Genomic DNA, 25,139 nt, shown 5'->3' on the forward strand with positions numbered 1-25,139 from the left:
CCGGAGGAGGCTGGCCGCCGCCAGACGGAGGCGGAGCTGGGATTTCTTCCGGAGGAGGCTGGCCGCCGCCAGACGGAGGCGGAGCTGGTGCATTGGGAGCACCGGCAGGGATGGTGAGCGTACCCACGCGGGCAACCGCACGCTGTAAGTCTAGCGGGCCTACCCCGCGTCTTTGGGTCACCGTTATCCCATTGACAGGCACCTGCAGCTCCAAACGGAACGTCTCGCCCCCCGCGAAGTGGAGTACGATGTGCACCGTGGACGACGGCTGCCCGGGATGGGTGTAGTTAAACCCTATAATATGGCCCCGTGGCCCACCCATGATTGAAGCTGCATGCACGACCATCTGTCCCATACCCTGAAAGCGATCCAAGATGTGCACCGCCTGCACCCCGATGACCTCCCTATTCAAGGCGTAAGTCAACGTGAGCGCCATATCAAAAGCCTTGTAGTCAGGTCTCCACCTATGCGTCAGGACGAACTCCCGGTCTCTCTCCACGGTTATAGTCCCAGCAAGCGTCTGCCAATGCCCCGATTGTGTCCAAACAGTCTCCGTCCTAGTGACAGCCGGAATAGTTATTGCGGGAGTAACCACTACATCCTCGTAGCGCCCCTCTGCCGGAACAGCAGGTGAAGTCTCCACCCAGCGCGTCGTCCTGCTCGGGTCAGGCGTAACAAGCTCCCAGAACCCCTGCGCGGGCCTTCCCTCTACCGCAGGCGACACCTCCACCAGCCGCCATTCCGTAACCGGCGGAACCCAGACATTTTCAAACCTCCCCGGCAGAGTTTCAGTTCTCTCCTCATATCTCGCCGGAACACCCGGGGATACCTGCACCGTCTCCGTCCGTGTCACCGGAGGCATCCAAACACTGTCCCACCTACCGGGTGTTATTACCGTCTCCCTAGTCTCGTATCTCGCTGGAACCCCGGGAACCAGCACAATAGTCTCAGTTCTAGTGACCGCCGGGACGACCACCGTCTCCGTCCTAGCCGGAGTTACAACCACCTCGCGCTCCTCGTAAATCGGAGGCCAAGCAGTCTGCACCAGAGTCCGCCGCACCTCATAGCCCCCGGGCACGAGGCGCCATTCGCCCTGCGCAGGTCGACCAGGCGACACCTGCACACGCTCAGTCCTTGTAACCGCCGGAATAGTCCTCGCCGGCGAAATGACTACCGTCTCCCAGTGTCCTTGCGCCGGACGGGCAGGTACGGCAGGCGAAGTCTCGACCCAACGCGTTTCGGTAACAGCGGGGATGGGCTCTGTCCAATAAACCCATCTGCCCGTACCAAGTGAGCCAAGCACGGGACAATCCCACGTCCAAACCCTGTGCGTCACTGTCGTAGCTGGCCTCACCACCACCGTCTCCCACCTGCCTTGTGCGGCACGTCCTGCCACCGCAGGAGACGTCTGCACCCACCTGCGATCGGTCACCGCCGGTATCGTCTGAGCGGGCGTTACCACCACAGTCCGGTACTCGTACACCGGAGGAATCGCCGGAGCATACTCAAACCACCGCCATACTGGAGGCAGGGGGAATCTCCAATCCTCCCAAATCTCCGGACGTCCGGGGTGAATCTGCACACGCTCGATGCGGGTGACCGCCGGAATCGTTATGACTTCCGTCCGCGCAGGCGTCACTATTACCTCCTGCGTCGAAACAACCGGCGGAACAGCGGGGGAGATTTGTACGGTCTCCGTCCGCGTGACAGGCGGTATCCAGACCTGCTCCCACCTGCCGGGCTGCACGGTTACCACTCGCGTCTCGTATGTTGGCGGTATGGCCGGAGCCACCTGCACCAGCCGCGTTTGCGTGGCCGGCGGCATCCAGACACTCTCCCATCTGCCCGGGACAACCTCTACGTTCCTCCACTCAAACAGCGCAGGCCGCGGGAGTATAGCGGGAGCTGTTTCCACCCACCTCCACTGCGCGGGCGGCGGTTCCGATCCTGTGGCTACCACCACATAGCGCCATTCGCCTTGCGCTGGAACCCCGGGAACGGTCTCCACCCAGCGCGTCTCGGTAACCGGCGGGACCCAGACACTCTCCCAGCTGCCGGGAGAAACCTCGACCGTCCGCCAGCCCCATTGGGCAGGCGCTATTTCGACCCACTGCTGTTGTGTAACCGGCGGAACCCAGACGCTGGTCCAATGCCCGGGCGACACGGTTACCGTTACCCACCCATACTGCGCGGGAACGGCAGGAGACGTCTCCACCCATTGTTGCTGCGTGACGGGCGGCACCCACCGAGAGACACGAACTATCCGTAGATACCCCGACCCCGGCGGATCCTCGATAGCCTCATACGTTGTCTCCCAAAAGCCGGGTGAGATTTCTACTGTCTGCCAGTGCCCCTGCGCAGGTATAGCAGGCGATATCTGCACCCACTGCTGTTGCGTAACCGGAGGCACCCAGACGCTCTCCCACCTGCCGGGAGAAATTTCGACTGTCCTCCAACCCCACTGCGAGGGCACTACTTCGACCCACTGCGACTGCGTAACCGGAGGAATCCAAACAGTCTCCCAGCGTCCCGGGGACACCTCAACCGCCCGCCAGCCCCATTGTGCGGGTACCGCAGGCACAGTCTCCACCCAGCGTCTTTCGGTCGTCTCCCAGTGCCCCTGCGCCGGGCGGGCAGGTGAGGTCTCCACCCACCGGCGTTCCGTGACCGCCGGAATAGTGCGTGCCGGTGACACCACTATCTCGCGTGTCACATAGCGCGAAGTATCTACCCAGAATTGCGGCGTTACTTGCCCCGGCCTAGCCCGAACCCACGTGCCTTCCGCAACATTGGGAAAGACGGTGCTCAACAAGAACACCACTGCGACCAACGCCCCAAAGAATCGCATTCTCCTAATAACTCTCACCTCCTAGAACTACTACCGAACCCTGCGCGGCGTAGCTACGCCCATGCCGGGTATTCCGCCGACCGTAGCCCTAACCACGACCTCTTCCCCCACCACATTAACGGTGAAAGAAGCACCCGTTATGCCAGACCGGGCGAAGGCATCTACGGCAATCGCGTGCGCCCTCGGCTCATCCACGACCAACGCACCTGCCTGCAGCGCGCTATCATCCAACCCCGCCCGGGCTACGTTCAGCGCTATTTCGTCGCATACCCGCGCTAGTTGGCTGCGGACAGCGACACCCACGGATATCTCGCCGGTCGCCGCCAGAAACAAAATGCCAACCCAGATAAGGAAGAGGAGAGACAAGAGCATTGCCTCCCCCCTCGTATCCCTGTATAGCCGTCTCATGGCGTGTCCACCAGCCAAATCGCGCTTGATGCCCTCGCCGTCTGCGTGCGGCCACTCAGGAGAGTGAAGGTGTACGATACCTCGACCGTCAGCACTTCCCCCTGAGCATCAACCGCCGCACTGGCCGTAAGCCTATCCCCGAGCCTCCACCCAGCGACACCCGCGCCAAACCGTGTTACCGCCGCCAGAGCGGCCTCCGCAGGGAGCGCCGAGCGCGAACCCACCCGTGCCCCCTGCAAAGCAGCCTCACTCACCCATGTTTGCATCGAGGTGGTGACCGAGACATCGGCCATCGCCCCAAGCAGCAACAAAATTACCGGGATGAGTGCGGCCATCGCGATCATCTGAGAGTTGGCGCGTGTGTCTTTTAGCAGTGCTATTCTACCGCACCGCATGATAAGCCTACGGCCCCCAGGTGCCCTGAAAGATGGTGCTGGCCGCAGCCAGAGCGCTATTGACCATGGACGACACCTGCGTACGCAGCTGCGGACCGACCAGCGCAATAATCCCCACGGTAATCGCGATAAGCCCGACCGCCGACAGCAGTTCGCTGCTTGCTCCCTTCCTGCAACTGAGCAACCGTCTGACCTGAGACAAACCTTGAACTAACATTGTTTTCCTCCTTCTGCGTTTAGAAAATCCGGAACATACCCCGAAGTGAGAAGATAAAGGGCAGCGAAAATAGGATAAGTATCGGTAGAAAGTACCCGAGGAAAATGGGGAAAAAGAGAATGTTGTTTATTCTCCCCGCACTCTCAATCCGTTCGTTACCCTTCACGTCGTTAATCTCCTCCAGCAACTGCTTAAGATAATGCTGCGTATCGCCTCCTCCCATCTCGCGCCCCGCCGCGACCAACGCCACGAACCGTTGGAAATAGACACTTAGACTTCTTTCGGCTGCCTTGGTCAGCGCGTCGTTCACAGACATGCCGTAGTCAATGTCATTTTGCGCCTCACCAAACAGCCTTCCAACCACCCCCTTTAAGTGTTTTGAGATATGCCAAAGCGTAGATTCTACGCTCATACCCGCCTCTAACCCGCCAATGACCATCTCAAGGGCTGCCGGCATCTCCCCATCCCGCAAAAAGCTGTCCTTGTACTCCTCGATAGGCCGTCTCCAACTAATGAAGAAGAGAACCCCAATTCCCCCTAGCAGAAACAAAGCCGCCACCGGATTAAAGCCGCCCGTCACAGCCCCGACTACCATCACAAAAAAGAAGAGCGCTCCTGCGCCCAATGCGACCGTTGCCAGCTCACCCACACTCTCGATACGCAACCCAAACAGGGTAATGCCGCCAACAGCCTTTAACTCTCGTTCCCACGTCCGGACTAACTCACTATTCCCCGCCGCCCTCTCTAGGCGCAACCCCCTAAGCGCGTTCATCGGGACATCTCCTGATCAATCTTCTTCAGAACATAGAGCGTGGTAACGGCAAACGACAGGATACCGCCGGTCGCCGCCACCCTCCCGAGCGGGGAAACATAGAACTCTACAAACTCCGGACTTGAAACTATCGTGGTCGCCATCATGACCAGCGTCACACCTCCCATGGCCAACATCAGGGACTTAGACTGCGCCGCCTGCGCCTCGACCCGTCTAGCCATTCGTATCTTCAGGATCAACCTCTCAGCCGCCCGTTTACACATAGCCGACAGGTCAGCCTTAACCCGCACCCCGAACACAGCCGAATCAACCCAAGCACCGACCAACGCGCTCGGGATCTGTCGCAATCCCTCAAGCGCATCCTCCGTGCTCTCACCAGTCTGCATGCCGATCACAACCCGATCAAGATACTGCTTAAGCGGCTGCTCCGCTTGACCCGCCGCCTTCATAAACGACGACTGAAACGCAGGTACAATCGTTAGGTGCAAACTCAACGCAACCAAGAAGTCCTTAAACTGGACCTCTAGTATTCTCACCCTCCGCGAAGTCAAGGTGTCCAAGAGGTACTTCCCCAGCATAACGGCCCCCGCCGGCGCAAGGACGGCCAGCAAAACGAAACCGTAATAGATGGCGACCGCGGCCAGTACCACCGTGCCCAGAGCGAACCACAAGAGAATATCTTCTGGATCGTTCACCCCGCCCGTATCCGCCATCCTCTCCTTCAGTCCGCTAACAGCCTTCTCGACCCCAAGCATTTTGCCGACCGAAAAGGCCCCCTCCCGTTTGTCTGTCCTCAACCTCCCTAGCCTGAGCCTAAGTCCCTCTTGCCGTTGCTCCAAGTGAGCAGCGACTAAGAAGAGCAGCGCGAATAGCGAGAGTCCACCTAGAACCGCGACTAACACAGGGGCACCTCCCTCAGCACATACTCCCCCTCCTCGACTCCGTTAACCTCCACCACTTCGGTCATCGCCCACCCGATCCTATTGCCTTCGGCGTCCTCCTTCACCTCAAGGAACACCAAGATGTCCACCGCCCGTGCAATCAACCGTCTTACAACGCCTGCATCTAGAGGCTGGTGCTCTTGGATTAGTATCTCCGTCCGCATTAGTGCGTCTAGACAGGTGTTGGCGTGTATCGTGGTCATAGACCCTCTGTGGCCGGAGTTAAGTACATGGATAAACCCATAAGCACTTAATGGAGTACGAATCTCGGTTAGAATAATCCGGTCTGGATCTGCCCTCAGACAGTCCCTGAGGATGGTTGAGTACGTGATCTCCTTGGCCTCCCCCTGCGCCTCTCTAGTCTTAAAGTAATAGACATAAGGCAGACCAAGCCTAATCTCCCGCGTATCTTCAAGTACCGCGACCACATGCTTCGGCTGAATCTCAAAGCCCAACGCATTAACAAACGTCGTCTTACCCGCACCAGTCGCACCTACGACCACTATGTTCTTGCGTTCTCTCACAGCCCGCCTAAAGTACTCGACCCTTAGCCCCAACCCATCCACATTTTCCGCCAGACCTTGTAGCGTATACGTAAGGCGGTTGTGCTTGCGGATGATTAGAATCGGCTGCTCAGACTGCGGGGGAATGACCAAGAGCGCTCTCGACCCCTCGTACAGCTCAGCATCTTGCGACGGTTGGCTGACAGTAAGCGCCTTATTAAGCGGCGCCAGAATACGATCCTGTAGAATCCGCACGGCCTTCGCGTCCGGAAAACATTCCTCCGCATCGATCTTCACCCCTCCCCGCTTAAACATTATCTGCGTGCCGACCACCGCAATGTCCGTGACCTCCGGGTCCTCCAAGTACCTCTCCAGTATCCCTAGGCCATACAGCCTTTGGTACAGCAACTCAACGTACTCATCCAGCTTCCCGAGCTCATGCGGATAGCGCAGCCCCAACAGCTCCTCAAGCTCCGTCCGCAAGGCATCCCTGATCCCCGGTGAACCGTGGTGTTTCACCATCAGGCCTCTCACCGTGCTGACTAAAAACTCTACATCAGGCGTAGGAGTTGGTAATTTTGCTAGATTCGCTCCCATACCCTACCTCCGAATGACCGCAAACGTCCGCCCCTGAAGATGCGGAACCAACTGAAGCAGCGTGCTAACATCCGCCTCAAGCGTCAGCCGCATATCGCGCTGATCTACCACCAAGCCGACAACCGTGAACCCCTCCAAAAGCTTCGGTCCACCAAAGTGGTCAAACACCGCAACCGACACCGTATCTCCAACGCTCGCGCCCGCAGCCCCGCCTAAGGGCACAGTGACCGTCACAAAGCCGTTTCCCTCCCCCGGCAGCTGTCTCGCTTCACCTAAAGCCGTGAGGGGAATGACATCTCCCGCCACCCTCTCCGCGACCACGGTCTTCCCGACTACCTCCGCAACATCACTCGCCAAGCCTCCTGTGACGAACGCAGTCACCGGCACCAGCTCAGTCCTCACCATATCCGCCGTAACGACTGTGCCCCTCGGAATCTCACGTGTAGTCACAACCACTTGCCTCATAACCGTCTGCTGCTGCATAAACACATACACCGTAACTGCAAAAAGGATAGCGGCTATCGCCGCTATCTTGATACTCTTATTCACTTGTCTGTTCGTCCTTTCTATCTGTCGCTCTTAAACATGCGTGTGGCTCCCCCGTCCCAAGCCGAGGGGAGGTGATCGTGTAGTTCCTTGTGTTTCATCACCAAATACACCGGTACGCGACCCTGCCTCTCTCGCATGGGATCTGCGTAGTCGATATAGTGTACACGCCACGCAACCTTTAAGGTAATGGGATCCTTTACTACGATCGGCACTCGGGTTCTGTCTATTGGCACCATTGTGAGGTCTACCCTGTCCCCCACGAAGAGCCTTGCCGCATCTGTAGTCGGCACCTCAAAAGGGAAAGCTATATAGCCCTGAGGGGTGACGTAGCTCTGTAGGCAAGGGATTGGAGGCGGTGGGGTTACGTCCGTGAGAACCCGGGGGGAAATAGGCTGGTCTTTGGTGACGCGCTCGCTTACGTATCGCCCCATAATCCCCTCTAGGCTGAACACCGCGCCCTCTGGTACCTCATCGCGCCTCCACATGCGCATAGCGACCATCCCGTCCCTGATTTGCATGCCGGGGCTAAGGTTGACCGCAGCAACGGCTATTGAGGTGAAGGTCTCGCGAAACATTGGGAGTCCGACCGTGATACCGGCCACAAGGCCCGCCAACAACAGCAACAGGACAACGCCTTTGATTACTCTGTTCACAACTATCACCTTTCTCTCTCCGGCATGTTTTGGTTTTGCAGCGTTGTAGCAGGTTATTGCGTGTTATGCGGCGAATACGTGGTAATTTACGGGGGTTCTCTGGGACATAGCTTCGCCACCCGGACCCTCTAGGCTCTGGCACTATCGCTGTATAACACGGGCACCTACCGACGGGGGAATACTCAACCCCTGGTGAAGCGGACCGATTTGTTAGCAGACACCGTCTTGTTCCGCCCATGTCGTGTTCCATCTAGCGAGGGTGCATGTGGGCGATGCTACGCCATCCAGACCCCATTCGGGCTCTGGCGCCTACAATCCTATGTCACGGTCATCCTGCCCGGGGGACGAATCAACCCCAGCAAGATGCGCCGATTTGTGGAACACCTAGTTGAACTGAGCTGAGAGTGTCAATGTGTGTTCTTTCCCCAGTACGCTGATGCACAGAGCTATCCGCCGCAATCGACGGTCGACAGACACAACCTTATGTTCAAGTCCAGCAAGTGGGCCCTCACGTACTTTCAGGCATGGCTCGGTCTCAATATCCAAAGGCAGAAGGGGCAGGTTATTCGGGGTTATACAGCGAATGAAGGCCAATTCATCCTCGTACAGTGGCACCGGCTGTCCTGGATCTAGCCAGCGAATCACTCCATCCACGCCCTTAATGCTGTGATACAGGTCATCGTGCATAGGGCTGTCGACGAAAACATAGCCCGGCATCAAAACCCTCAGCCTGTCCAGCCACCTACCGCCGCAACGCTCAATCCTTACAGCCGCAGGCACCCGCGCCGTGTAACCTTGAGAAAAGATTTCGCTCTGGACGTCTGCTTCCTTCCCTGAGATACATTGTAGCACGTACATATGTTCTCTTCTACCCCCCTGCTCTATCTCCTGCAATGGCTTTGTCTAATGCTGCCATTAACCTAGGTGTCGCGTCCCGGGCCTTGCGTTGCCCTCTCGCGTTTCTGCCTAGCTACCTCCTGCCGCCGCGAACGCCCTTTCAGCGTGACCTGCACGGGGCACATTTCCAGCACCCTGTCGTACACCCGTTGGTGCATCGTGTCTTTAGCCTCTCGCATGGCCGCCGGGTCTAGGTTGGTCGTCACCAGAACAGGTTTTCGAGTGCGTAGCCTGGCATCTATCACCTGAAACACTTGCTCCGCGGCATACGTCGTCTCGCGCTCTGTGCCGAGGTCGTCAATGACCAACAGATCGTATTCCTGCAACCTCTCCAGTACTCCACGCTTGCTAAAGTCGCGCATGTGGTACAGGATTTGCGGGAGACTGGTTACTCCGACACTCACCCCCTTCTCAAGCAAGGCATTGGCTACGCAACCCGCAAGAAACGACTTGCCTGTGCCCACGGGTCCGACAAAAAGCAGTCCGGTGTTCGTCTCTCGCATGGAGGCGAAGGAGGCAACGTATTCGCGGCAAAGGGTCGAGGCCTCGTGATTCCCCCAGTCATCCAGCGCGAACGCAGCCTGTTGCCACGCCGTATCATGGCCGAAGGTGCAGGCCTCACGGGCCAGAGCTTCTGTCCGCCGGCGCACGGCTTGCTGCTGGTAGTAGGCCTCCTCCGCCTCAACCGCCTCTCTCCGGCAGTCGCACATTATGTACACCGTACGCATTGCCCCAAAGATCTCCACGCGATGTTGCTTGCGCGAATTGCACTTGCCGCACATCATCAGTCCGTCTGTGCCCAAGTAGTCCTCGGTGAAGAGAGACAGCTTCTCGGCGCACTGGGCTTGGCTCATCCGTCATCACACCTTTCGCTTTTCAGCAATGCCCGGGACTACTCGAGGAATCGTGGGTTATCCCACATACGCTGGTCTATCCAGACAAACGGCCTTGCGATACATGCCCCGCCCGCGTATTTCCACCGCGAAGTCTCCTTGTGCTTTGCTAAGATACTCATCATATGGTCGCGCAGCTCCTTGCCTGGTCTCAGCTGCATCCACGCTTTCAGCGCATCTTCACGGTCCACTTTGTTCGGGTACCCTGCCCAGAACGCCTCAAAGCCTTCTAGCAGTGCCTCGGGACACGTTTCTTTGGGCGGCGGCGACCTGTCCCGGATCTCCCACTCGCTCGTGTACTTAGCGTCGATCATCTCCTGCGTTGTCTCCGGCTGCTGCTCCCAACGACGTTGGCTTAGCCAGTTCTCCGGTTTAGGGATATACCGACCATCCTCAGCCAGCCACTGCCGAGAGTCTTTGTCCCTCGCCAGACAGGCCATGATCCGTGTCTGCAATTCTGGGTCTGGGCTGATGCGACCCCACTCTGCTTGTGCGTACTGCTTCGCCACCTTCTTCGGATACGCAGTCCAAAACTCGTCGAACCCGGTGGGGGCTTTGGCGGGATGCTCGCGGACTTCGGCCTTCGCCGTTCTCCTCGGCTCCCTTGAAACCGTACTTACCACGTCCGGCTCCCCCTTGGATGGAATGGCGTGGGGTTGGTCGCCGTGGGGGGTCTCCCCGTGGTTATTAAATGGGTCTTGTTCAATGGGTATTGTTATGGGTGACTGTGAGTCACCACCCTGGTGACTGTGAGTCACCACCCTAGTGACTGTCTGACACCACCCTGGTGACTGTGAGTCACCACCCTGGTGACTATTAGGCACTAGTGACTGTCTGTCACCAACCCGGGCAGACAACGGATCGTGGAGGAGATAGAGATTTGAGGCGTTGAGAACCATCCCGTCCCTAGTGGTTGCGCGTCGCTCCACGCTCAAAAGACCAATCTCCTGTAGTTCTTCAATGGCCCTTATCGCCGTTCGCCGTGAAAAAGAACACCGCTTGCCAATAGTGCTGTAACTCGGGAAGGCCTGTCCTTCGCCATCGGCGCACCTGCACAAGAATAGGTAGGTGAACTTGGCGAACCAACTGATGTCAAGGTCGAAAATCGAGTTTTGACCGATAAAGAAGTCTCGCTTCGTAGAGCGCTTGATTTGATCAACGGGGGCCGTGCTTACACCGACGTCCCGTGGCGTGCTCATCGTTCGACGTCCCTTCGGGCCAGCGGCTGCGGATTGACGCTTTCGATGTGCATGAGTCGCGTGCTACCTATCGGACTAACTTTGATCTCACCCTCGTCAACTTTGTCCCAGAAGGCACGACCTGCACGGTGCCATACGATTCGCCGTTTCTGTGCGTAAGCCTCAATGCAGTCTATTGCGGGACAGCCAATGTACGCCTGTGCAAACGCAACTATCTCCGCATAGTCTCGTTTGATGTCTTGCTTGGGCATCTGGGCACCTCCTCTTACAGAAACAACGCGTCGCGGTCTATGCGGATGGTGCGGCCTATGCGCTTAGCCGGAAGCTCCTTGCGAGACACCATTTCATACACGGTGCTAACGTGCACACGAAGCAGCGCCGCCGCCTCGTCCACCGTGAGCCACAACGGCCAATCTGAGCGCTGGACGCTAGGCAGAGCGTCTACCCGAGTTACGACAGCCGTATCAGTAGCATGCAAGTTTGACATTTCATTACCTCCTTAGACCATTTCCTAACGCTTATCTGTCCGATGCTCGTGCGTCACATAAGGGCTTCTGCGGTTCGCTCTCCGAGAGCGGCGTAGGCTGTAGGAGATCAATGAGCTCTACATCAAGAGCGCGAGCGAGTTTTAGTGCAATGGAAACGGTGGGCTGCTTTTTGCAGGACTCTAACTCGCTGATAAATGTTTGTGATACTCCGGATGCGCCCGCCAACTGCTGTTGGGTCCAACCTCTCGCGTCTCGCATTTCCTTAAGTCGCTTCAATGTTATCGCCTCCGTGTTAAGTATAACGCCCGCGCGTTAGGATGTCAATGCTAATGCGTTAATTTGCACTCCAATTTTCGGGGTATAATTGCAGTAGCGTTAACCTCACTTTTATGGGGGGTAAATCCGATGAATATTGCGAAGAAGATTGCCGAGTTGAGAATCGCCGCCCACCTTAGCCAAAACGCATTAGCCAAAAAGGCGGGGCTTGGGCAAGCAACCATCAGAGAAATAGAGATGGGGGAGAAGAGCCCCAACATTATCACGCTAGAGAAAATCTGCACCGCCTTAGAAATTTCCCTCGCCGAATTCTTCGCTGAGGACGACTGCATCAAAGTAGCGGAGTCGCCTTGTGGCTACGGTGACTATGCCGATCTCCCTAAGGAGGCCGTCGAGCGAGTCGAAGAGCTGATCGCGCTGTATCGGCTGAAATACAAAACGGAGAAAGAAGCGAAGAAATAGTGTGTCGTCCCAACCGCGACGCCGCATCCCCCAACCCTTGAACGACCTTCGCTAATGGCCTAGCCGTCTTTACGCACCGTAAAGCTCACGGGCAAAAAAATACTGTCAGAGGAAACCTGAAGGATCTGCCCGATCGCCTCTGCAAGCTCTCGGGTGGCCGGACGCATCCCGCTTTCGATAAGATAATACCGACTGGCCCCGATATTCAGCTGCTTCGCCATGCCGGTCAAGCTCTCCCCTCTAGCTTCACGTAGTTTCCGAAGCTCCGTCACTTCTTTCACGCTACCACCACCTTTACGCCAAGTAAACCATTCACCCTAATTTTACTTTACATTGCGTCAATGTCAATACCCTTTTTGTTTTTTCGTAAAGAGTATTTTTATGTTTTACGATTCGTGATAGACTTCCACTAATAGGAGGTGCCTGTAATGGCTCACTCAATCGGTGCCCGGATTAGGGATCTACGACAAGCTAGAGAAAAAACTCAGGACGAGCTGGGAAAGGTGTTGGGAGTCGGGAACAGCACTATTTCCCTTTACGAAAGTGACAGCAGGCGTCCCGACGTCGACACCCTGCTGCGCCTTGCGAAGTTCTTCAGAGTCTCGACAGATTACCTTTTAGGGCGCACGGATTGCCCCACCGAGCCTCCGCCTCTCCCCACCAATGTCAAGGAGTCCTGCGTAGGATATCTTGATGAGAGCACCGCGGCGCGCCCCATTGAACGGAGCATCCAGCCAGGGGCGTCTCTCGGCGACACTCTGCGACGTGGCGTAGCCGTGCCCATCCTCGGTCGTATTAAGGCCGGCATCCCCCTGATGTCCGAAGCAAACTTTGAAGGCGAGATAGAAGTGCCCAAGGACATCAAGGCAGACTTTGCCCTGCGCGTCTCGGGAGACTCTATGTCATGGGCGGGGATCGCGGATGGCGACATCGCCATCCTAAAACAAGTAACCTCCCCTACTCATGGCGCTGTGGTCGCCGCGGTGGAGGAGGACACATGGGAGGCTACCCTCAAGTTCTACGTGAAAGCCAACAGCCACGCAGTGCTGAAGGCGGCGAATCCGGAGTATAAAGACATACCGATCACAGACAGGCATAGGATTATCGGCCAGCTGGTGAGCCTTTCAAAGAACCCGCCCGTCTTAAACGATTATCTCGCCCATCTCATGTACAAGGGCGTGGCAGATAAGAAGTGGGAGCTGGCGGTAGAGATAGCGCAACAGCACGGGCTGGACGGCGAGAAAGTCGCTAACATTATCTCGGCGTTTGGGCAGATTGGTAAGCACGTAAACTACCGTACGCCTTAAGGCGACGGCTTTGCTCTGGCGCGGCAGACGGCTCCGCCTCCGAGCAGTGCGGCCGGTTTACAGCGGCCCTGCCGCCAATGTTGACGGCAGCGATTACATCCGCGGGGCCAGCGAGCCCGCACGATGTGCAGACGAATAGGGATTGGGTTTTGCGGTTCTCTTTGCCGCAATGCCCGCAAGCGGGACAGGTGCGGGAGGTGTTACGGGGGTCAACCAAATGCACGGCAACTCCCCGCAGGCAGGCTTTGTACGTTAGAAAGCTCCGCAGTTGGGCGAAAGCCCACGAATGGAGTGTTGCGCGCTGAGACCGTCGAGCCTTCGTCCGCGTGCGGATGTGTGTTAGATCTTCCAACGCAATCGCCCGCTTCGTGCATTCGGCCTTCGCAACAATCCGTTTCGAGAGGCAGTGGTTGACGTGTTTGGCAAATCGCCGTTCTTGTCCTGACAGTTTGCGGAGTCGGCGGCGACTACCTAGTGTTCCGAGCTTCTGGAGCTTTTTGCGCAGGCGGCGATGTCGGCACCGCACGTTCTTGATGGCCTTGCCGGAGTAGATCTCCCCGTCGCTGTCGGCAGCAATGTTGGTGACTCCTAAGTCGACGCCCAGGGCGCTGTCGCGGGGGACCGGGATTGGTGTTTCAACCCGGCAGTTAACGAGGAGATACCACTCCCCCTTAACGCGCAGCACGTCGGATTCTCCCTGTCGTTGGGCAAGCAGGGTTCGCTGGTGTGGGCCACAGACAAATGGGATGGCCTGCCTTCCTTCCAGTGTCCAAATCGACACCCGCGAATCTTCTAGCGCGAAGGAAAGGATGCGATCGTCGTAAGCTACTGCCCCGTGTGGCCGAAACGAACGCTTCGCCTTTTTGTCTTTTTTGTAGGCGGCGGTGACCTTAGCTATGCAGCGAACAGCGAGTTGAGCGGATAGGCCGAAGGTGGCCCGCACTTCGCGGTAGGTTAGGCGATGGAGCGCAAACTGCCTAAAGGTTTGCGTGTCCCATGCCACCTGACCAATAAAGTTACAGGCGGCATTCGCCGTCTCAAGCGTGCGGCGCAGGGCTTCGGCCTGTTCGGGTGTAGGCAAGAGCTTTACTTGAGCGACGAGATTCATCTAGCTCCTCCTTTGCTGCTCGATGTAGCGTTGAATGGTTTCGGACGAGACGTTTCCGGCGCTACCGAGGTAGTACGACCGACTCCACAACTCGGCGCGCAAGATTCGGGAGGTGTATCCCTTGAGTTGATTGGCTATTTGTTGTGGGGCAAGCGTTGGCGGGCAATCAATAAACACATGTAGAATGCACGGGGCGACGGGGGCCGTTCTACGGCTGTTCCGCCTTCCCCAATTGCGAATACACGAGGGCCCGCTAACTAAACTAAAGAGTGATGTTTAGGTGCCCCTCGGGGGCGAGGGTGCGAGCAACTGAGGCACCTAGCTATGTTGTTTTACGAAAGATATAATGAGTTTGCGAAGGTAGCAATCAAGAGGGGGTGGGTTGCCATGGTTAGGGATTTTCCTCAACTCGATCAGGACGTAGTGTTTCCTCCGAGTGAAACGCTGCTTGAGACGCTAGAGCACTTAGGGATGACGCAGCTGGAACTGGCAAGACGAACCGGCACAACGCCTACGCACATTAACCTATTGGCTAAGGGCAATGCTCCACTCTCTCCCGAGATGGCAAGAGCATTGGAAAGGGCGACTGGCGTGCCGGCAAGCCTCTGGACAAACCTTGGGAAGAACTATCAGGAAGCAAGGGAGCGAGGGGTCAGCCTCGTGATAACAACAAAAAGATAAAGAGGGCTTCAGCAGCCCCCTTGATCCGACCGTATTAGTACGATCCCCGGTGCAGCGCGAGTATACTCACGCTCTGCGATATATCGTATATAATTGAATTGTATACCAGCTGTCGCGAATGTCAAGGGCGTCGATTTGTTTTGTGGGAGAGGAGAGACGAATATGTCCTACCCAACTATTTCGCTGTTTAGCGGGGCCATGGGGTTAGACTTGGGACTTCGGGAAGCGGGCTTGGACATTAGAGTTTCCCAAGATATTGACCCGTGGTGCGTGAAGACGGCGGACGCGAACAATCACAAGAGTATATTAGGAGATATTCGCAAGCTTCTGGGAGACGACCCGGAATGCCGCTTTTTGCTGGAGCCAGCTGGGCTTCAGACAGGAGAGGTTTTTGCGGTCGTCGGTGGCCCTCCCTGCCAGCCATTCAGCACAGCAGGGAACCGCCTAGGCACTAATGACCCCCGCGGCAGCCTGTTCATGGAGTTCATTCAAGCAATCCGGGCAATGCACCCGCGCTTCTTTGTCATGGAAAACGTCAAAGGGCTTTTGTCCGTTCCACTCAAACATAGGCCTCTGAAAGACAGGAAGGACGAACCTTTAGTGCCCGAAGAGACACCCGGTTCTGCTTTTGAGATCATCAGGCAGATGTTTAACGACCTAGGGTACAAAACAGTTTACGGCATTCTTGATGCAGCTCATTACGGCGTGCCGCAGTTCAGAGAGCGCCTAATTATCATTGGCTCAAGAGATAACGAGAATATTTTCCTGCCGAAGCCGACCCACTTCCAGATTCATCAGGACCCGGCACACAGATGGACTACGCTTAAGTCCGCAATCGAAGACCTAGAAAGCTCCCCGGGCCCCTGCGCCCGCTTTTCGGTTGACCGCATTAATCTCCTGCGCATGATCCCGATGGGAGGGAACTGGCGCAACCTGCCCAACGACTTGATTCCCATTGCCATGGGAGGAGCATTTGAGAGCGCCGGGGGAAAAGTAGGGTTTTATCGCCGATTGGACTATAATCAGCCCTCCCCCACACTTGTAACTAGCCCCGTACAGAAAGCAACAATGCTCTGCCACCCGACGCAAGACCGGCCCTTGTCTGTACGGGAATACGCCCGGATTCAGCAATTCCCCGACGACTGGCGGATTGAAGGGAACATAGCCGACTGCTATAGACAAATTGGCAACGCAGTCCCCATCGGGCTTGGCAAGGCCATCGGCCAAATGCTTATAGCCGTGGCAACCAACAGCGCTGAAATCAGAACCCGTCGGCTACGTGGGACATCTGTTCACCAGAGCCTTCACCAAGCCCAACAGATATCGGTTGAGCGGGTGGCCGGCGGAAAGAGTGGTGCGGCGAAGTGATTAACGATCTCGAAGCGAAAATCGGAGAGTTGCTGGACGATTTTTACTCACGCCGGATCCAAAAGGTAAAGACACTCAGGCTAGGGGATGCGCTCAAACGCAAGAACCCGTATCTATACCGTGCTATTGGCGTTCAAAAGGCATCAGAGATCGTTGAGGGGTTGCTGATGGCCTATATGTCCAGCAGCGACGAAGGCATATTCGGCGATGCGTTCTTTGAACCGCTTGCAAAGTTTGTATCCGGGGGTACCGTGTCTCCTTCCGAGGGAGTAGACGTCGCCATTGAAACTGAAACAACGTACAAGGCCATTGCCGTTAAAAGCGGCCCAAGCGTCTTTAACTCCCAAAGCAAGAGGCGTCAGGCCGACGACTTCAAAGCCGTAGGTAACCGTCTAAAGAAGCTACAGAAGATGTTCGACCCAATCGTCGGCTACGGCTACGGGAATAAACAGCAAAAAAAGACTAGCACCGCAGCGTTTAGAGAATTGGCCGGGCAAGCCTTCTGGGAAGAGATCACCGGCGACCCGGATTTTTACCTCAAAATTGTGCGCCTGATGAAGAACAAGCCCCAAGAACACCTGCCCACCTATCGCGAAGCTTGGGATGCCGCCGTGAACCGATTTACTCGCGACTTTACCCAAGACTTCTGTGCTGAAGACGGCAGTATCGATTGGGAGAAGCTCGTCCAATACAATAGCGGTAAACAAACGCTCCTTTTCACGCCGATCAAGAGCGTCGGGGCAAACCCTAAACAGCGAGGTGATTAGGTGCGCGGTATTGTTGTGAAGAAGGGAAAGGGTTGGTATGTCGTTCTCGAGATGAAGACCGAAGACGGCGAGAGGGACAGGAAATGGAGGTCTCCGCGCAAGGAACTTGGGCTCAAGAAACCCGCTACTAAGAAACAGGCCCAGGAGCTACTTATCAAGCTGTCCCACGACTTGCAGCAGGGCACCTATATCGCGCCAAACGATATGACCTTCGGCGAGTTACTGGATCGTTGGCTGGATATCCACGGCAAGCAGAATCTGGCGAAAACGACTTATGCCATCTACGCCTCGCATATCAGCAAACACATAAAACCCGAGCTTGGCGCGATACAGGTAACCAAGCTCAAAGCATTTCATCTGCAGCAGTTTTACAGTAAAAAACTCGAGGGTGGGCGCGCAGATAAGAAAGATGGGGGCCTCTCACCAGCCACGATAAACGACATGCATAAGGTAAGCAGCGCCGCCCTTGAGGCAGCGGTTACGTGGGAGATAGTTGCTAAGAATGTTGCCCAATCAATTTCCCCGCCTAAAGTATTGGAAAGACGTCAGCAAACATGGACTGTAGACCATGCCCAGACATTCCTTAGCTCCATATCAGGGCATAGACTGCACCCACTATATGTGTTGGCGATCGCCACAGGCATGCGGCGCGGCGAAATATTAGGCCTCCGTTGGCAAGACATAGACTGGGAAACAGGCGCCATACACATCGTACAGTCACTGGTAGCCACTCCCGACGGCCCGATCGTCACGAATACGAAGACCAGCTCGGGGAGGCGGGCCATAGTAATCTCAGAAGGTGTTCTGGAGATACTTAAAGATCACAGAGACAAGTGTTGTGAGGAATCGGCTATGCGGTCTCGTGGGGACGGAGGTGTCTTGGTGTTCACATCCGAGCGCGGCACTCCATTGCTCCCCCGAAATCTCCTGCGGCACTTCTATTCGGCTTGTGAGAGAGCCGGTGTGCCCAAAATACCTTTTCATGCCTTACGCCACACCCACGCCACCATCATGCTCAAACACGGAGTGCATCCCAAAGTTGTGTCGGAGAGATTGGGACACTCAAGGGTAGGGGTAACCTTAGACATCTACTCTCACGTGCTCCCTGGCCTGCAGGCCGAGGCCGCTAATTTGGCCGACCAAGCGGTGCTCCCGGACAAAAATAAAACCTCGCGGTAGAAGATTGGTAGAACTTTTGCGATTTGAGGGCAAAATGCTTCAAAAAACCAAACCGCCAAGGGCTTAAAACCCTTGGCGTTCCTAGTTCTTATGGTGGGAGCAACAGGGTTCGAACCTGTGACCTCTACCGTGTCAAGGTAGCGCTCATCCCAACTGAGCTATGCCCCCGCGGCGACTTTCATTATACAGGCGTAGCTAGACAGTGTCAACCTGTTGATCTGCCCGGCCTATCGCCACACTCACTCGCTGCGTGCCGCCGCGCTGCGACAGCAGCCATACCGTAAGTTCTGTGGCTGGCACTTCGTCTTTGACGCGGATATTCCACTTTACGCGCACCGTGCCTCGCTGCGGCGGAAACACGTAGTAGAACCAAGCTTTCTGCCCTGCTGAATACCCCTCAAGGTGGCCTACTTCATACTGATGTTCGCAGTTGACGAGCTCCATGCCTTTAGGTAAATCCAGCCGTACCAGGTCTGGCCTTACCGCCTTTTGTTTTATAGCTTGCTTTGTTATGTTCGTCGACAGGAACCCGTGGTTTGACACCACCGCATGCACGCTGTATAGATTTTCGCCAAGGGGCTTAACCGTAACTTCGTCAATGTGCACTTCTGGTAGGGCTAGGGCGTAGCTCAGGGCAAACGCAGTCATCCTGTGACACTCAGCGTGGAGGAGGTGGCGAGGTGGATTCTGGCGGTACTCCTTCACTTTCCATCCGCCCACCTCGACTTCGCCAAACTGCGGATGCGCGACCTTTTGCCACGGCACAAAGCCCTCGCCTGTAAGCTCGCGGTCGTTCCACTGCAGCAGCTTGAGCTCGAGCTTGCGACGGTCGATTTTTTCCGGGGCCTTGAGAAAATCTGCTTTCATCTCGGGAGCGGCGCGACCTACGGCGTCCCAAAGCTCGGGAGTAAAAGCGAGCAGGCCAAGCTGGTCAAAGCACCAATCGTCAAGCACGCCTGAGGAATCGTCGCCGTAACAGCAAATGACAGGATACCCGGTGGCGTTTTCGCCGAGCTTGCCTACAGCCTGATAAAGGGCAATGTCTTCCTCCGCAAAGTCTTTATCGGGAATGGTGCTGTGCGGCCTAAACAGCAGCCCTCCGGTGGTATGGTAGAGCAACACCCCAGCTATATTGGGGCGCTGGCTGATAAACTCCACCTGACACCTCGTTTCGGGTTCGGAGAGCGGATAAGGGCCGGCACCGGTTGTTTGAATGTTAAACCCAGAGGGGAAGTTGCGGTTAAGGTCAAGACCGTACTTGGTGGCCACATGCGCAAAGGGCGGCAGCACTTCCTCCACCCATTCGCCCTTGGCGTCCTTAAGCACGCCTTCGGTATACAGATGATAAAACGGCCCTACCATGTCTAGCGGCGAGCGCTCCGTCATCAGACGCGAGTCTTCCGGGTCTACCTTCCATGCACCGCGGGCATCGTCGCGAATGCGCATAGTTAGAATCAGGCCATTGCCGTCAAAATCCTCGGCGTGCAACCCAGGTGGGTCTTCGTACTTGCGAAAATCCGGGAAGGGACGGACGCTGCTGCGCAGCTGAGCCGGTGTAGCCAGATAGAGCTCGGCGCCATCTGGGTTAATGCGCGGCAAAACGTAAAATGTGCGTGAGTCCAACAGCTTCGTGACCACAGCATCTGTCCCGTAGCGCGAAAGCAGATAGTCAATTAAGTGCAGCGCGGCCATGGAACCGGTGACTTCTCCGGCGTGAATATTGCCGTCGATGTACATGCCGGGCTTCTCTAGCGGCGCGCCCGTGCGAGGGTTCGTGATAGTCACAGCCCAAATGTCGCGTCCCTCGTAGCTCTTACCCACAGACGTCAAAGTGACAAAGTCGGAGTACTGCGCCTGTAAGTTGTGTAGCGCAGCAGTAAGTTCCTGATAACGTAGATAGCTGTCAAACTTTAGTGCTGTGTTCCCCATACATACTCCCCTCTCGCGGCAAGATGTGGCCTTGTCTTATTCTAATTTCTGCTTGCCGCAGTCGAATTCCTGCCGTTGGGTCAATGTCGCAATCCTCCGTTCCCTCAAGGACACGCCTCGACACGCGAAAACAAAAAGAACCGTCCCTTTTGTTTCGGTTCTTTTACTTGGGAGTATGGTGCCGAAGGCCGGAATCGAACCGGCACGCCCCTCACGGAGCGAGGGATTTTAAGTCCCTTGCGTCTGCCTGTTTCGCCACTTCGGCAAAAATTGGAGGCGGCGCCCAGACTCGAACTGGGGAATAGAGGTTTTGCAGACCTCTGCCTTACCACTTGGCTACGCCGCCGGAAACAAAAACCCAACTTACGTGTGTAGCTGGGCGTGTAAACTATGGAGCGGAAGACGAGATTCGAACTCGCGACCCTCGCCTTGGCAAGGCGATGCTCTACCGCTGAGCTACTTCCGCATGCGTCACGTCAGGATATTAGCACACGTGTTTACGGAGTGCAAGAGGGGCTGCTAGATGCTGGCTCCTAGTAGAGGGATGTGCCCAGTGCCTAGTGCTCAGTGCCTAGTGCCTCAAGCTGATTGCTGAGTGCTGAGTGCCCTTCGTCTCAAAGCTCACAGCTCAAAGCTCACAGCTCAAAAGGCTGGTGCCGCAGGCCAGAATCGAACTGGCGACACGAGGATTTTCAGTCCTCTGCTCTACCGACTGAGCTACCGCGGCACTTTGTGAAGTGGCGGAGTCGACGGGAATCGAACCCGCGATCTCCGGCGTGACAGGCCGGCATGTTAACCGCTACACTACGACTCCAAAATGGTGGGAGCAATAGGGCTCGAACCTATGACCCCCTGCTTGTAAGGCAGGTGCTCTCCCAGCTGAGCTATGCTCCCGTGCATTTAGTAGTATACTTACTTGTTTAGCTCGCGTCAAGCAAAAAATGAATGTTTGTCGCTTGTCACCTGTGGCTCGTCGCTGGAGCCTGGAGGCTGGCGGCTGGCGGCTTGTGATTTGTGATTTGTGATTTGTGATTTGAAATGGCACGCCCGAGAGGAATCGAACCTCCGCACCCGGATCCGGAGTCCGGCGCTCTATCCACTGAGCTACGGGCGCATTTATCACTAAGACAGTATATACGTTTGCTTAGTGTAATGCAAGTGAAGCAAAAAGCTCCGTCCCTTTTGCTTCGTTAACGATTGCCTTAAATTGGCGGCCGCGGTCTTCAAAGTCGCGAAACATATCGAAGCTCGCGCAGGCTGGCGAGAGCATGATGTTTGTGCCGGGCACGGCCTGTGCCTGGCACCACTCTACTGCGGCGGCAAGCGAAGGTAGAATAGCCTGCTGCACGTGTTTGCCGCTCTGTTGTTCGGCCAAGAAAATTGCCTGGGAAATTTTTTGCGCGGTTTTGCCGATAAGCGCTACGGCGCGCACGCGTTCTACTATCACGCTGGCCAGGTCGTCAAAAGGCACCTGCTTGTCAGAGCCGCCAGCGATTAGCACGATGTCTCCCCCAATTGCCCGAATACCGGCGATGGTGCGCGTGGGGCTAGATGCGATAGAGTCGTTGTAGTACTTTACGCCGTTTAACTCGCGCACTAGCTCCAAGCGGTGTTCGACGCCCGCAAAGTCTGTCACTGCTCTCCCTATTACCGCAAGCGAAACACCTTGTACTAGGCAAGCGGCGGCCGCAGCCGCGACATTCTCTTGGTTGTGTGCGCCGCATAGCTTAAGGTCGGCCGCCGTGCAGATCTGTCCCTCGTTCCCTTGCCAGCGCGCCAGCAAGCGGCCGTTATGCCAGTACACGCCTTCCGTGAGCTCATGTGAGCGACTAAAGAAGACCGCACGGCCGCGGGCTGACTGTGCCATGCCGCGCGTAAGCGCATCGTCGTAATTTAGTATGACCCAATCGTCAGGCTGCTGAAAGCGCCAAATATTGGCCTTAGCGGCGATATACTCCTCGTAGCTCTTGTGCACGTCTAGGTGATTAGGAGAAATGTTTGTGATTACGGCGACATGTGGGCTCTGCCGCATCGGCATAAGCTGAAAGCTCGATAGTTCTAAGACTACCTTGTCATTGCGTTCGATTGTTTCAACCTGCTCGATAAGCGAGTTCCCAATATTGCCCCCCAAAAACATGTTGAAACCGGCTTCCCGTAGCACCGCAGCAATCAGCGAGGTAGTGGTAGTCTTACCGTCACTTCCGGTCACCGCGGTAATCGGGGCAGGGCACAACTCACAAAAAAGCTCGATTTCGCTTGTCAGCACCGCCCCTTCTGCTACCGCCGCTACAAGCTCAGGTAAATCCGGGCGCATTATCGGGGTCTTAAAAATATAGTCAAACCCTGTGAGGTGGGCAAGATAGTCCGCGCCAAGTGTAAGCCTAACATCTAGTCCGTCAAGTAAGGCGACGACGTCCGGCATTTCGTGCGCCTGCCGTCTGTCTAACGCCGTAACTTGGGCGCCATGCCGGCACAAAAAGCGCACCAAGGGCACGCCACTTCTTAGGCCGAGGCCCAAGACGGCGGCTTTCTTACCTTTAAGCCGACTAACTGCTGTAGACATGACTCAGCTCCTTATCAGGCTTGCAGACGTGCCAAGGCACATCCCTACGACATGGCAACCGCGGGCGATCACCGGTAGGTATGGAATCCCTTGCCGGTCTTGCGCCCTAGGTGACCGGCCTGTACTAGGCGCCGCAGCATAGGCGCCGGCCGGTATTTATCGCCAAGGCCCGCGTGCAGGATTTCCATTATAGAGAGGCAGACATCTAGGCCAATCAGGTCTGCTAAGGCCAGTGGCCCGAGCGGATGATTGGCGCCAAGTTTCATCACGGTATCGATAGCTTCTGCGGAAGCAACGCCCTCCTGCAGGCAGAAAGCCGCCTCGTTAAGCATAGGGACAAGCACTCTATTTATGACGAAGCCGGGGTAATCGTTAACCTCGACGCCCGTCTTTCCCATACGGGTAACTACTGACAGCGCGGCGCTAAAGGTTTCGTCACTTGTGCCTTGCGCGCGAATAACCTCCACTAGCTGCATCAGCGGCACAGGATTCATAAAGTGCATGCCTACTACCCTGTCGGGCCGCTTAGTAAAGGACGCAATTTGCGTTAAGGGGATACTCGACGTATTACTGGCGAGAATCGTGCTTGCCGCGCAAACCTTGTCAAGCTGCAGGAAGATTCCTTTCTTGACATCTACGTTTTCGGTGACGGCCTCAATCACAAGCTCTGCTTCGACGGCGCGGTCTAGTTCCGTAGTCGTCGCGATGCGGGCAAGGATTTCTGCGCGCAGTTCGGCAGAGATTTTCCCTTTCTCGACGGCTTTACTGAGCGCGCGGTCAATGCTTTGCACGGCGCGTCCTAGGTAGGTGGCCTCTAAGTCGCAAAGCAGCACATTGTACTTGGCTTCGGCGGCCACTTGGGCAATACCGCTGCCCATCTGTCCTGCGCCTACCACCATAATAGTCTTAATCTCCATCCTTCATCTTCCCCCTTTTCTCATCCTGCTATGCTTTCGTCGCAGCAATGTCTTTATCCTTTTACACTACAGGAGGCCCGTATATTTTTCCTGCGCGTGTTATAATGGCTTGTGTGGGAGAGTGATACTTTTGGACAAGCTTGGTGACCTGCGCCATATCACCCTATTCTTAAGTTTCGCTAAGGTAGGCGCCTTTACTTTTGGTGGTGGGATTGCCATGTTGCCGGTTATTCAGCGCGAAATCGTAGAAAACAGGCAGTGGCTAAACCATGAGGAGTTCGTCGATGTGCTGGCCGTAGCGCAATCGGGGCCCGGCGCGATAGCGATTAATACGGCTATCCTGACCGGCTACAAACTGCTCGGTGCGGGAGGAGTGTTATCTGCAACTGCCGGCGTTGTTGCCCCTTCGTTCTTGATCATTCTCCTTATTGCTGCTTTGTTGCCGGAATATGGCCAGTCCCCTATCCTAAGTAGTTTCTTTATGGGCGTTCGCCCGGCGGTGGTTGCGCTTATTCTCGCCGCGGCATTGAGTGTGGGCAAGAAAGCGTTGCTCGACCGGGCCAGCCTCGCATTGGCCGGTCTCGCTCTAATTGTAAGCTTGGCCCTAAACCCCCACCCTGCGGTGCTAATCCTCTCTGCCGCACTCGTCGGCCTCGGCCGCTTTCTCGCAGCCAAGCGCAAAGCTAGGACGGATAAATCATGATTCTTATTCAGCTTCTGGTCAGCTTCTTTACTGTCGGTTTCTTTAGCTACGGCGGCGGGTACGCCATGATTCCGCTGATTGAGCGCGAGATTGTGCAGCGCCAGGCCTGGCTTACCCCAAGCGAGTTTCTCGACATTTTAGCTGTTGCGGAGATTACACCCGGCCCAGTGGCCATTAACTCGGCTACGTTTGTAGGTTACCGCGTCGCCGGCATTTTGGGCTCTATTATGGCCACCTTCGGCGTCGTTTTGCCTTCTTTGCTCGTAATTCTGGCGCTTTCATACCTTTACGTCAAATATCAGGGCGCGCCGGCGCTAAAGGCCGCTTTCGCCATGGTGCGGCCGATTGTCGTAGTGCTTATCTTAATGGCCGCCGTGAACATCGGCTTCCTGACCATTAAGGACGCTCGTAGCGCTGTGCTAGCCATAGCCGTGCTGGTGCTTATGCACAAGACTCGCCTTAACCCTATCTTACTGCTGGTGCTCTCGGGCGTCGTCGGAGTGTTCATCTTCTAAGGAG

Annotated in this window: 29 protein-coding genes, 8 tRNA genes and 1 pseudogene; 9 read left to right on the forward strand and 29 right to left on the reverse strand. The window is 56.2% G+C overall.

What is annotated here, in order from left to right; genetic code table 11:
* The 15 genes from KGZ66_08725 to KGZ66_08795 all read right to left on the reverse strand — a co-directional run.
* A partial coding sequence (locus KGZ66_08725; GenBank protein ID MBS3985676.1) for a hypothetical protein occupies positions 1-2,866 on the reverse strand: 2,866 nt, incomplete at its 3' end.
* Positions 2,867-2,878: 12 nt separating this feature from the next.
* Positions 2,879-3,220 carry a hypothetical protein gene (locus tag KGZ66_08730; protein ID MBS3985677.1) on the reverse strand — a complete coding sequence of 114 codons (342 nt, stop codon included), beginning with the start codon at positions 3,218-3,220 and terminating at the stop codon, positions 2,879-2,881.
* Positions 3,221-3,252: 32 nt separating this feature from the next.
* On the reverse strand, positions 3,253-3,651 hold the full coding sequence (locus tag KGZ66_08735; GenBank protein MBS3985678.1) for a pilus assembly protein: 399 nt from the start codon (positions 3,649-3,651) through the stop codon (positions 3,253-3,255).
* Between the two features lie 7 nt (positions 3,652-3,658).
* Positions 3,659-3,868 (reverse strand): hypothetical protein, encoded by a 210-nt coding sequence (locus KGZ66_08740; GenBank protein ID MBS3985679.1) that lies wholly within the window; start codon positions 3,866-3,868, stop codon positions 3,659-3,661.
* A 19-nt stretch (positions 3,869-3,887) separates the two neighbouring features.
* Positions 3,888-4,640 (reverse strand): type II secretion system F family protein, encoded by a 753-nt coding sequence (locus KGZ66_08745; protein MBS3985680.1) that lies wholly within the window; start codon positions 4,638-4,640, stop codon positions 3,888-3,890.
* Positions 4,637-5,542: a type II secretion system F family protein gene (locus tag KGZ66_08750; protein MBS3985681.1), complete on the reverse strand. Its 906-nt coding sequence runs from the start codon at positions 5,540-5,542 to the stop codon at positions 4,637-4,639. The genes KGZ66_08745 and KGZ66_08750 overlap by 4 nt, the downstream gene beginning before the upstream one ends.
* A complete protein-coding gene (locus KGZ66_08755; protein MBS3985682.1) occupies positions 5,536-6,681 on the reverse strand; it encodes a CpaF family protein in 1,146 nt (381 codons plus the stop codon). Before KGZ66_08755 ends, KGZ66_08750 begins: the two co-directional genes overlap by 7 nt.
* A gap of 3 nt (positions 6,682-6,684) precedes the next feature.
* Positions 6,685-7,230 (reverse strand): SAF domain-containing protein, encoded by a 546-nt coding sequence (locus KGZ66_08760; GenBank protein MBS3985683.1) that lies wholly within the window; start codon positions 7,228-7,230, stop codon positions 6,685-6,687.
* A gap of 17 nt (positions 7,231-7,247) precedes the next feature.
* Positions 7,248-7,892 carry a hypothetical protein gene (locus KGZ66_08765; GenBank protein MBS3985684.1) on the reverse strand — a complete coding sequence of 215 codons (645 nt, stop codon included), beginning with the start codon at positions 7,890-7,892 and terminating at the stop codon, positions 7,248-7,250.
* A 375-nt stretch (positions 7,893-8,267) separates the two neighbouring features.
* Positions 8,268-8,741, reverse strand: a complete 474-nt coding sequence (locus tag KGZ66_08770) for a hypothetical protein (GenBank protein ID MBS3985685.1) — start codon at positions 8,739-8,741, stop codon at positions 8,268-8,270.
* A gap of 62 nt (positions 8,742-8,803) precedes the next feature.
* The gene (locus KGZ66_08775; protein ID MBS3985686.1) at positions 8,804-9,634 is read right to left on the reverse strand and encodes an ATP-binding protein; all 831 of its coding nucleotides are present in this window, start codon (positions 9,632-9,634) and stop codon (positions 8,804-8,806) included.
* Between the two features lie 38 nt (positions 9,635-9,672).
* Complete coding sequence (locus KGZ66_08780) at positions 9,673-10,872, reverse strand: helix-turn-helix domain-containing protein (GenBank protein ID MBS3985687.1); 1,200 nt, start codon at positions 10,870-10,872, stop codon at positions 9,673-9,675.
* On the reverse strand, positions 10,869-11,123 hold the full coding sequence (locus KGZ66_08785) for a hypothetical protein (protein MBS3985688.1): 255 nt from the start codon (positions 11,121-11,123) through the stop codon (positions 10,869-10,871). The genes KGZ66_08780 and KGZ66_08785 overlap by 4 nt, the downstream gene beginning before the upstream one ends.
* A 14-nt stretch (positions 11,124-11,137) precedes the next feature.
* Positions 11,138-11,359: a helix-turn-helix domain-containing protein gene (locus tag KGZ66_08790; protein MBS3985689.1), complete on the reverse strand. Its 222-nt coding sequence runs from the start codon at positions 11,357-11,359 to the stop codon at positions 11,138-11,140.
* Positions 11,360-11,390: 31 nt separating this feature from the next.
* Entirely contained in the window at positions 11,391-11,636 is a 246-nt protein-coding gene (locus KGZ66_08795; protein ID MBS3985690.1) for a helix-turn-helix transcriptional regulator, read from the reverse strand.
* A 129-nt stretch (positions 11,637-11,765) separates the two neighbouring features.
* On the opposite strand from KGZ66_08795, the gene KGZ66_08800 reads away from it, so the two are divergent.
* On the forward strand, positions 11,766-12,098 hold the full coding sequence (locus tag KGZ66_08800; GenBank protein ID MBS3985691.1) for a helix-turn-helix transcriptional regulator: 333 nt from the start codon (positions 11,766-11,768) through the stop codon (positions 12,096-12,098).
* A 59-nt stretch (positions 12,099-12,157) separates the two neighbouring features.
* Here KGZ66_08800 and KGZ66_08805 read toward each other — a convergent pair whose 3' ends face one another.
* Positions 12,158-12,379, reverse strand: coding sequence for a helix-turn-helix transcriptional regulator (locus KGZ66_08805; GenBank protein MBS3985692.1), 222 nt, complete (start codon positions 12,377-12,379; stop codon positions 12,158-12,160).
* 147 nt (positions 12,380-12,526) lie between these two features.
* Here KGZ66_08805 and KGZ66_08810 point away from each other — a divergent pair, with 147 nt between their 5' ends.
* Complete coding sequence (locus KGZ66_08810; protein MBS3985693.1) at positions 12,527-13,405, forward strand: helix-turn-helix domain-containing protein; 879 nt, start codon at positions 12,527-12,529, stop codon at positions 13,403-13,405.
* On the opposite strand, the gene KGZ66_08815 is transcribed toward KGZ66_08810, so the two are convergent.
* Both KGZ66_08815 and KGZ66_08820 read right to left on the reverse strand, forming a co-directional pair.
* Complete coding sequence (locus tag KGZ66_08815) at positions 13,353-14,513, reverse strand: transposase (protein ID MBS3985694.1); 1,161 nt, start codon at positions 14,511-14,513, stop codon at positions 13,353-13,355. The genes KGZ66_08810 and KGZ66_08815 overlap by 53 nt on opposite strands.
* Entirely contained in the window at positions 14,514-14,690 is a 177-nt protein-coding gene (locus KGZ66_08820) for a transposase (GenBank protein MBS3985695.1), read from the reverse strand.
* A gap of 11 nt (positions 14,691-14,701) precedes the next feature.
* On the opposite strand from KGZ66_08820, the pseudogene KGZ66_08825 reads away from it, so the two are divergent.
* The 5 genes and pseudogenes from KGZ66_08825 to KGZ66_08845 all read left to right on the forward strand — a co-directional run bounded on the left by KGZ66_08825 (position 14,702) and on the right by KGZ66_08845 (position 18,508).
* Positions 14,702-14,770, forward strand: a pseudogene (locus KGZ66_08825) (topoisomerase DNA-binding C4 zinc finger domain-containing protein).
* Between the two features lie 67 nt (positions 14,771-14,837).
* Entirely contained in the window at positions 14,838-15,194 is a 357-nt protein-coding gene (locus KGZ66_08830) for a helix-turn-helix domain-containing protein (GenBank protein ID MBS3985696.1), read from the forward strand.
* 162 nt (positions 15,195-15,356) lie between these two features.
* Positions 15,357-16,562 carry a DNA cytosine methyltransferase gene (locus KGZ66_08835; GenBank protein MBS3985697.1) on the forward strand — a complete coding sequence of 402 codons (1,206 nt, stop codon included), beginning with the start codon at positions 15,357-15,359 and terminating at the stop codon, positions 16,560-16,562.
* Complete coding sequence (locus KGZ66_08840; protein ID MBS3985698.1) at positions 16,559-17,329, forward strand: hypothetical protein; 771 nt, start codon at positions 16,559-16,561, stop codon at positions 17,327-17,329. Before KGZ66_08835 ends, KGZ66_08840 begins: the two co-directional genes overlap by 4 nt.
* Positions 17,330-18,508 (forward strand): site-specific integrase, encoded by a 1,179-nt coding sequence (locus KGZ66_08845; protein ID MBS3985699.1) that lies wholly within the window; start codon positions 17,330-17,332, stop codon positions 18,506-18,508.
* 91 nt (positions 18,509-18,599) lie between these two features.
* Here KGZ66_08845 and KGZ66_08850 read toward each other — a convergent pair.
* From KGZ66_08850 to KGZ66_08900, 11 genes are all read right to left on the reverse strand, one after another.
* Positions 18,600-18,676 (reverse strand) — tRNA-Val (locus tag KGZ66_08850).
* A gap of 27 nt (positions 18,677-18,703) precedes the next feature.
* Complete coding sequence (locus KGZ66_08855) at positions 18,704-20,437, reverse strand: hypothetical protein (GenBank protein ID MBS3985700.1); 1,734 nt, start codon at positions 20,435-20,437, stop codon at positions 18,704-18,706.
* Positions 20,438-20,613: 176 nt separating this feature from the next.
* A tRNA-Leu gene (locus tag KGZ66_08860) sits at positions 20,614-20,702 on the reverse strand.
* A 6-nt stretch (positions 20,703-20,708) separates the two neighbouring features.
* Positions 20,709-20,783: transfer RNA gene (locus KGZ66_08865), tRNA-Cys, on the reverse strand.
* 45 nt (positions 20,784-20,828) lie between these two features.
* Positions 20,829-20,903, reverse strand: a tRNA-Gly gene (locus KGZ66_08870).
* Between the two features lie 185 nt (positions 20,904-21,088).
* Positions 21,089-21,164 (reverse strand) — tRNA-Phe (locus tag KGZ66_08875).
* 11 nt (positions 21,165-21,175) lie between these two features.
* Positions 21,176-21,251, reverse strand: a tRNA-Asp gene (locus KGZ66_08880).
* Between the two features lie 4 nt (positions 21,252-21,255).
* Positions 21,256-21,331: transfer RNA gene (locus tag KGZ66_08885), tRNA-Val, on the reverse strand.
* A 145-nt stretch (positions 21,332-21,476) separates the two neighbouring features.
* Positions 21,477-21,551: transfer RNA gene (locus tag KGZ66_08890), tRNA-Arg, on the reverse strand.
* Positions 21,552-21,581: 30 nt separating this feature from the next.
* Positions 21,582-23,000 (reverse strand): UDP-N-acetylmuramoyl-L-alanine--D-glutamate ligase, encoded by a 1,419-nt coding sequence (locus KGZ66_08895; protein ID MBS3985701.1) that lies wholly within the window; start codon positions 22,998-23,000, stop codon positions 21,582-21,584.
* Between the two features lie 68 nt (positions 23,001-23,068).
* Positions 23,069-23,917 (reverse strand): 3-hydroxybutyryl-CoA dehydrogenase, encoded by an 849-nt coding sequence (locus KGZ66_08900; GenBank protein MBS3985702.1) that lies wholly within the window; start codon positions 23,915-23,917, stop codon positions 23,069-23,071.
* Between the two features lie 130 nt (positions 23,918-24,047).
* On the opposite strand from KGZ66_08900, the gene KGZ66_08905 reads away from it, so the two are divergent.
* Together KGZ66_08905 and KGZ66_08910 are read left to right on the forward strand one after the other, a co-directional pair.
* On the forward strand, positions 24,048-24,620 hold the full coding sequence (locus KGZ66_08905) for a chromate transporter (GenBank protein ID MBS3985703.1): 573 nt from the start codon (positions 24,048-24,050) through the stop codon (positions 24,618-24,620).
* The gene (locus tag KGZ66_08910; protein ID MBS3985704.1) at positions 24,617-25,135 is read left to right on the forward strand and encodes a chromate transporter; all 519 of its coding nucleotides are present in this window, start codon (positions 24,617-24,619) and stop codon (positions 25,133-25,135) included. Before KGZ66_08905 ends, KGZ66_08910 begins: the two co-directional genes overlap by 4 nt.
* Positions 25,136-25,139 lie beyond the last annotated feature (4 nt).

This window comes from Selenomonadales bacterium, assembly GCA_018335585.1.
Lineage (GTDB): Bacteria > Bacillota > UBA994 > UBA994 > UBA994 > UBA994.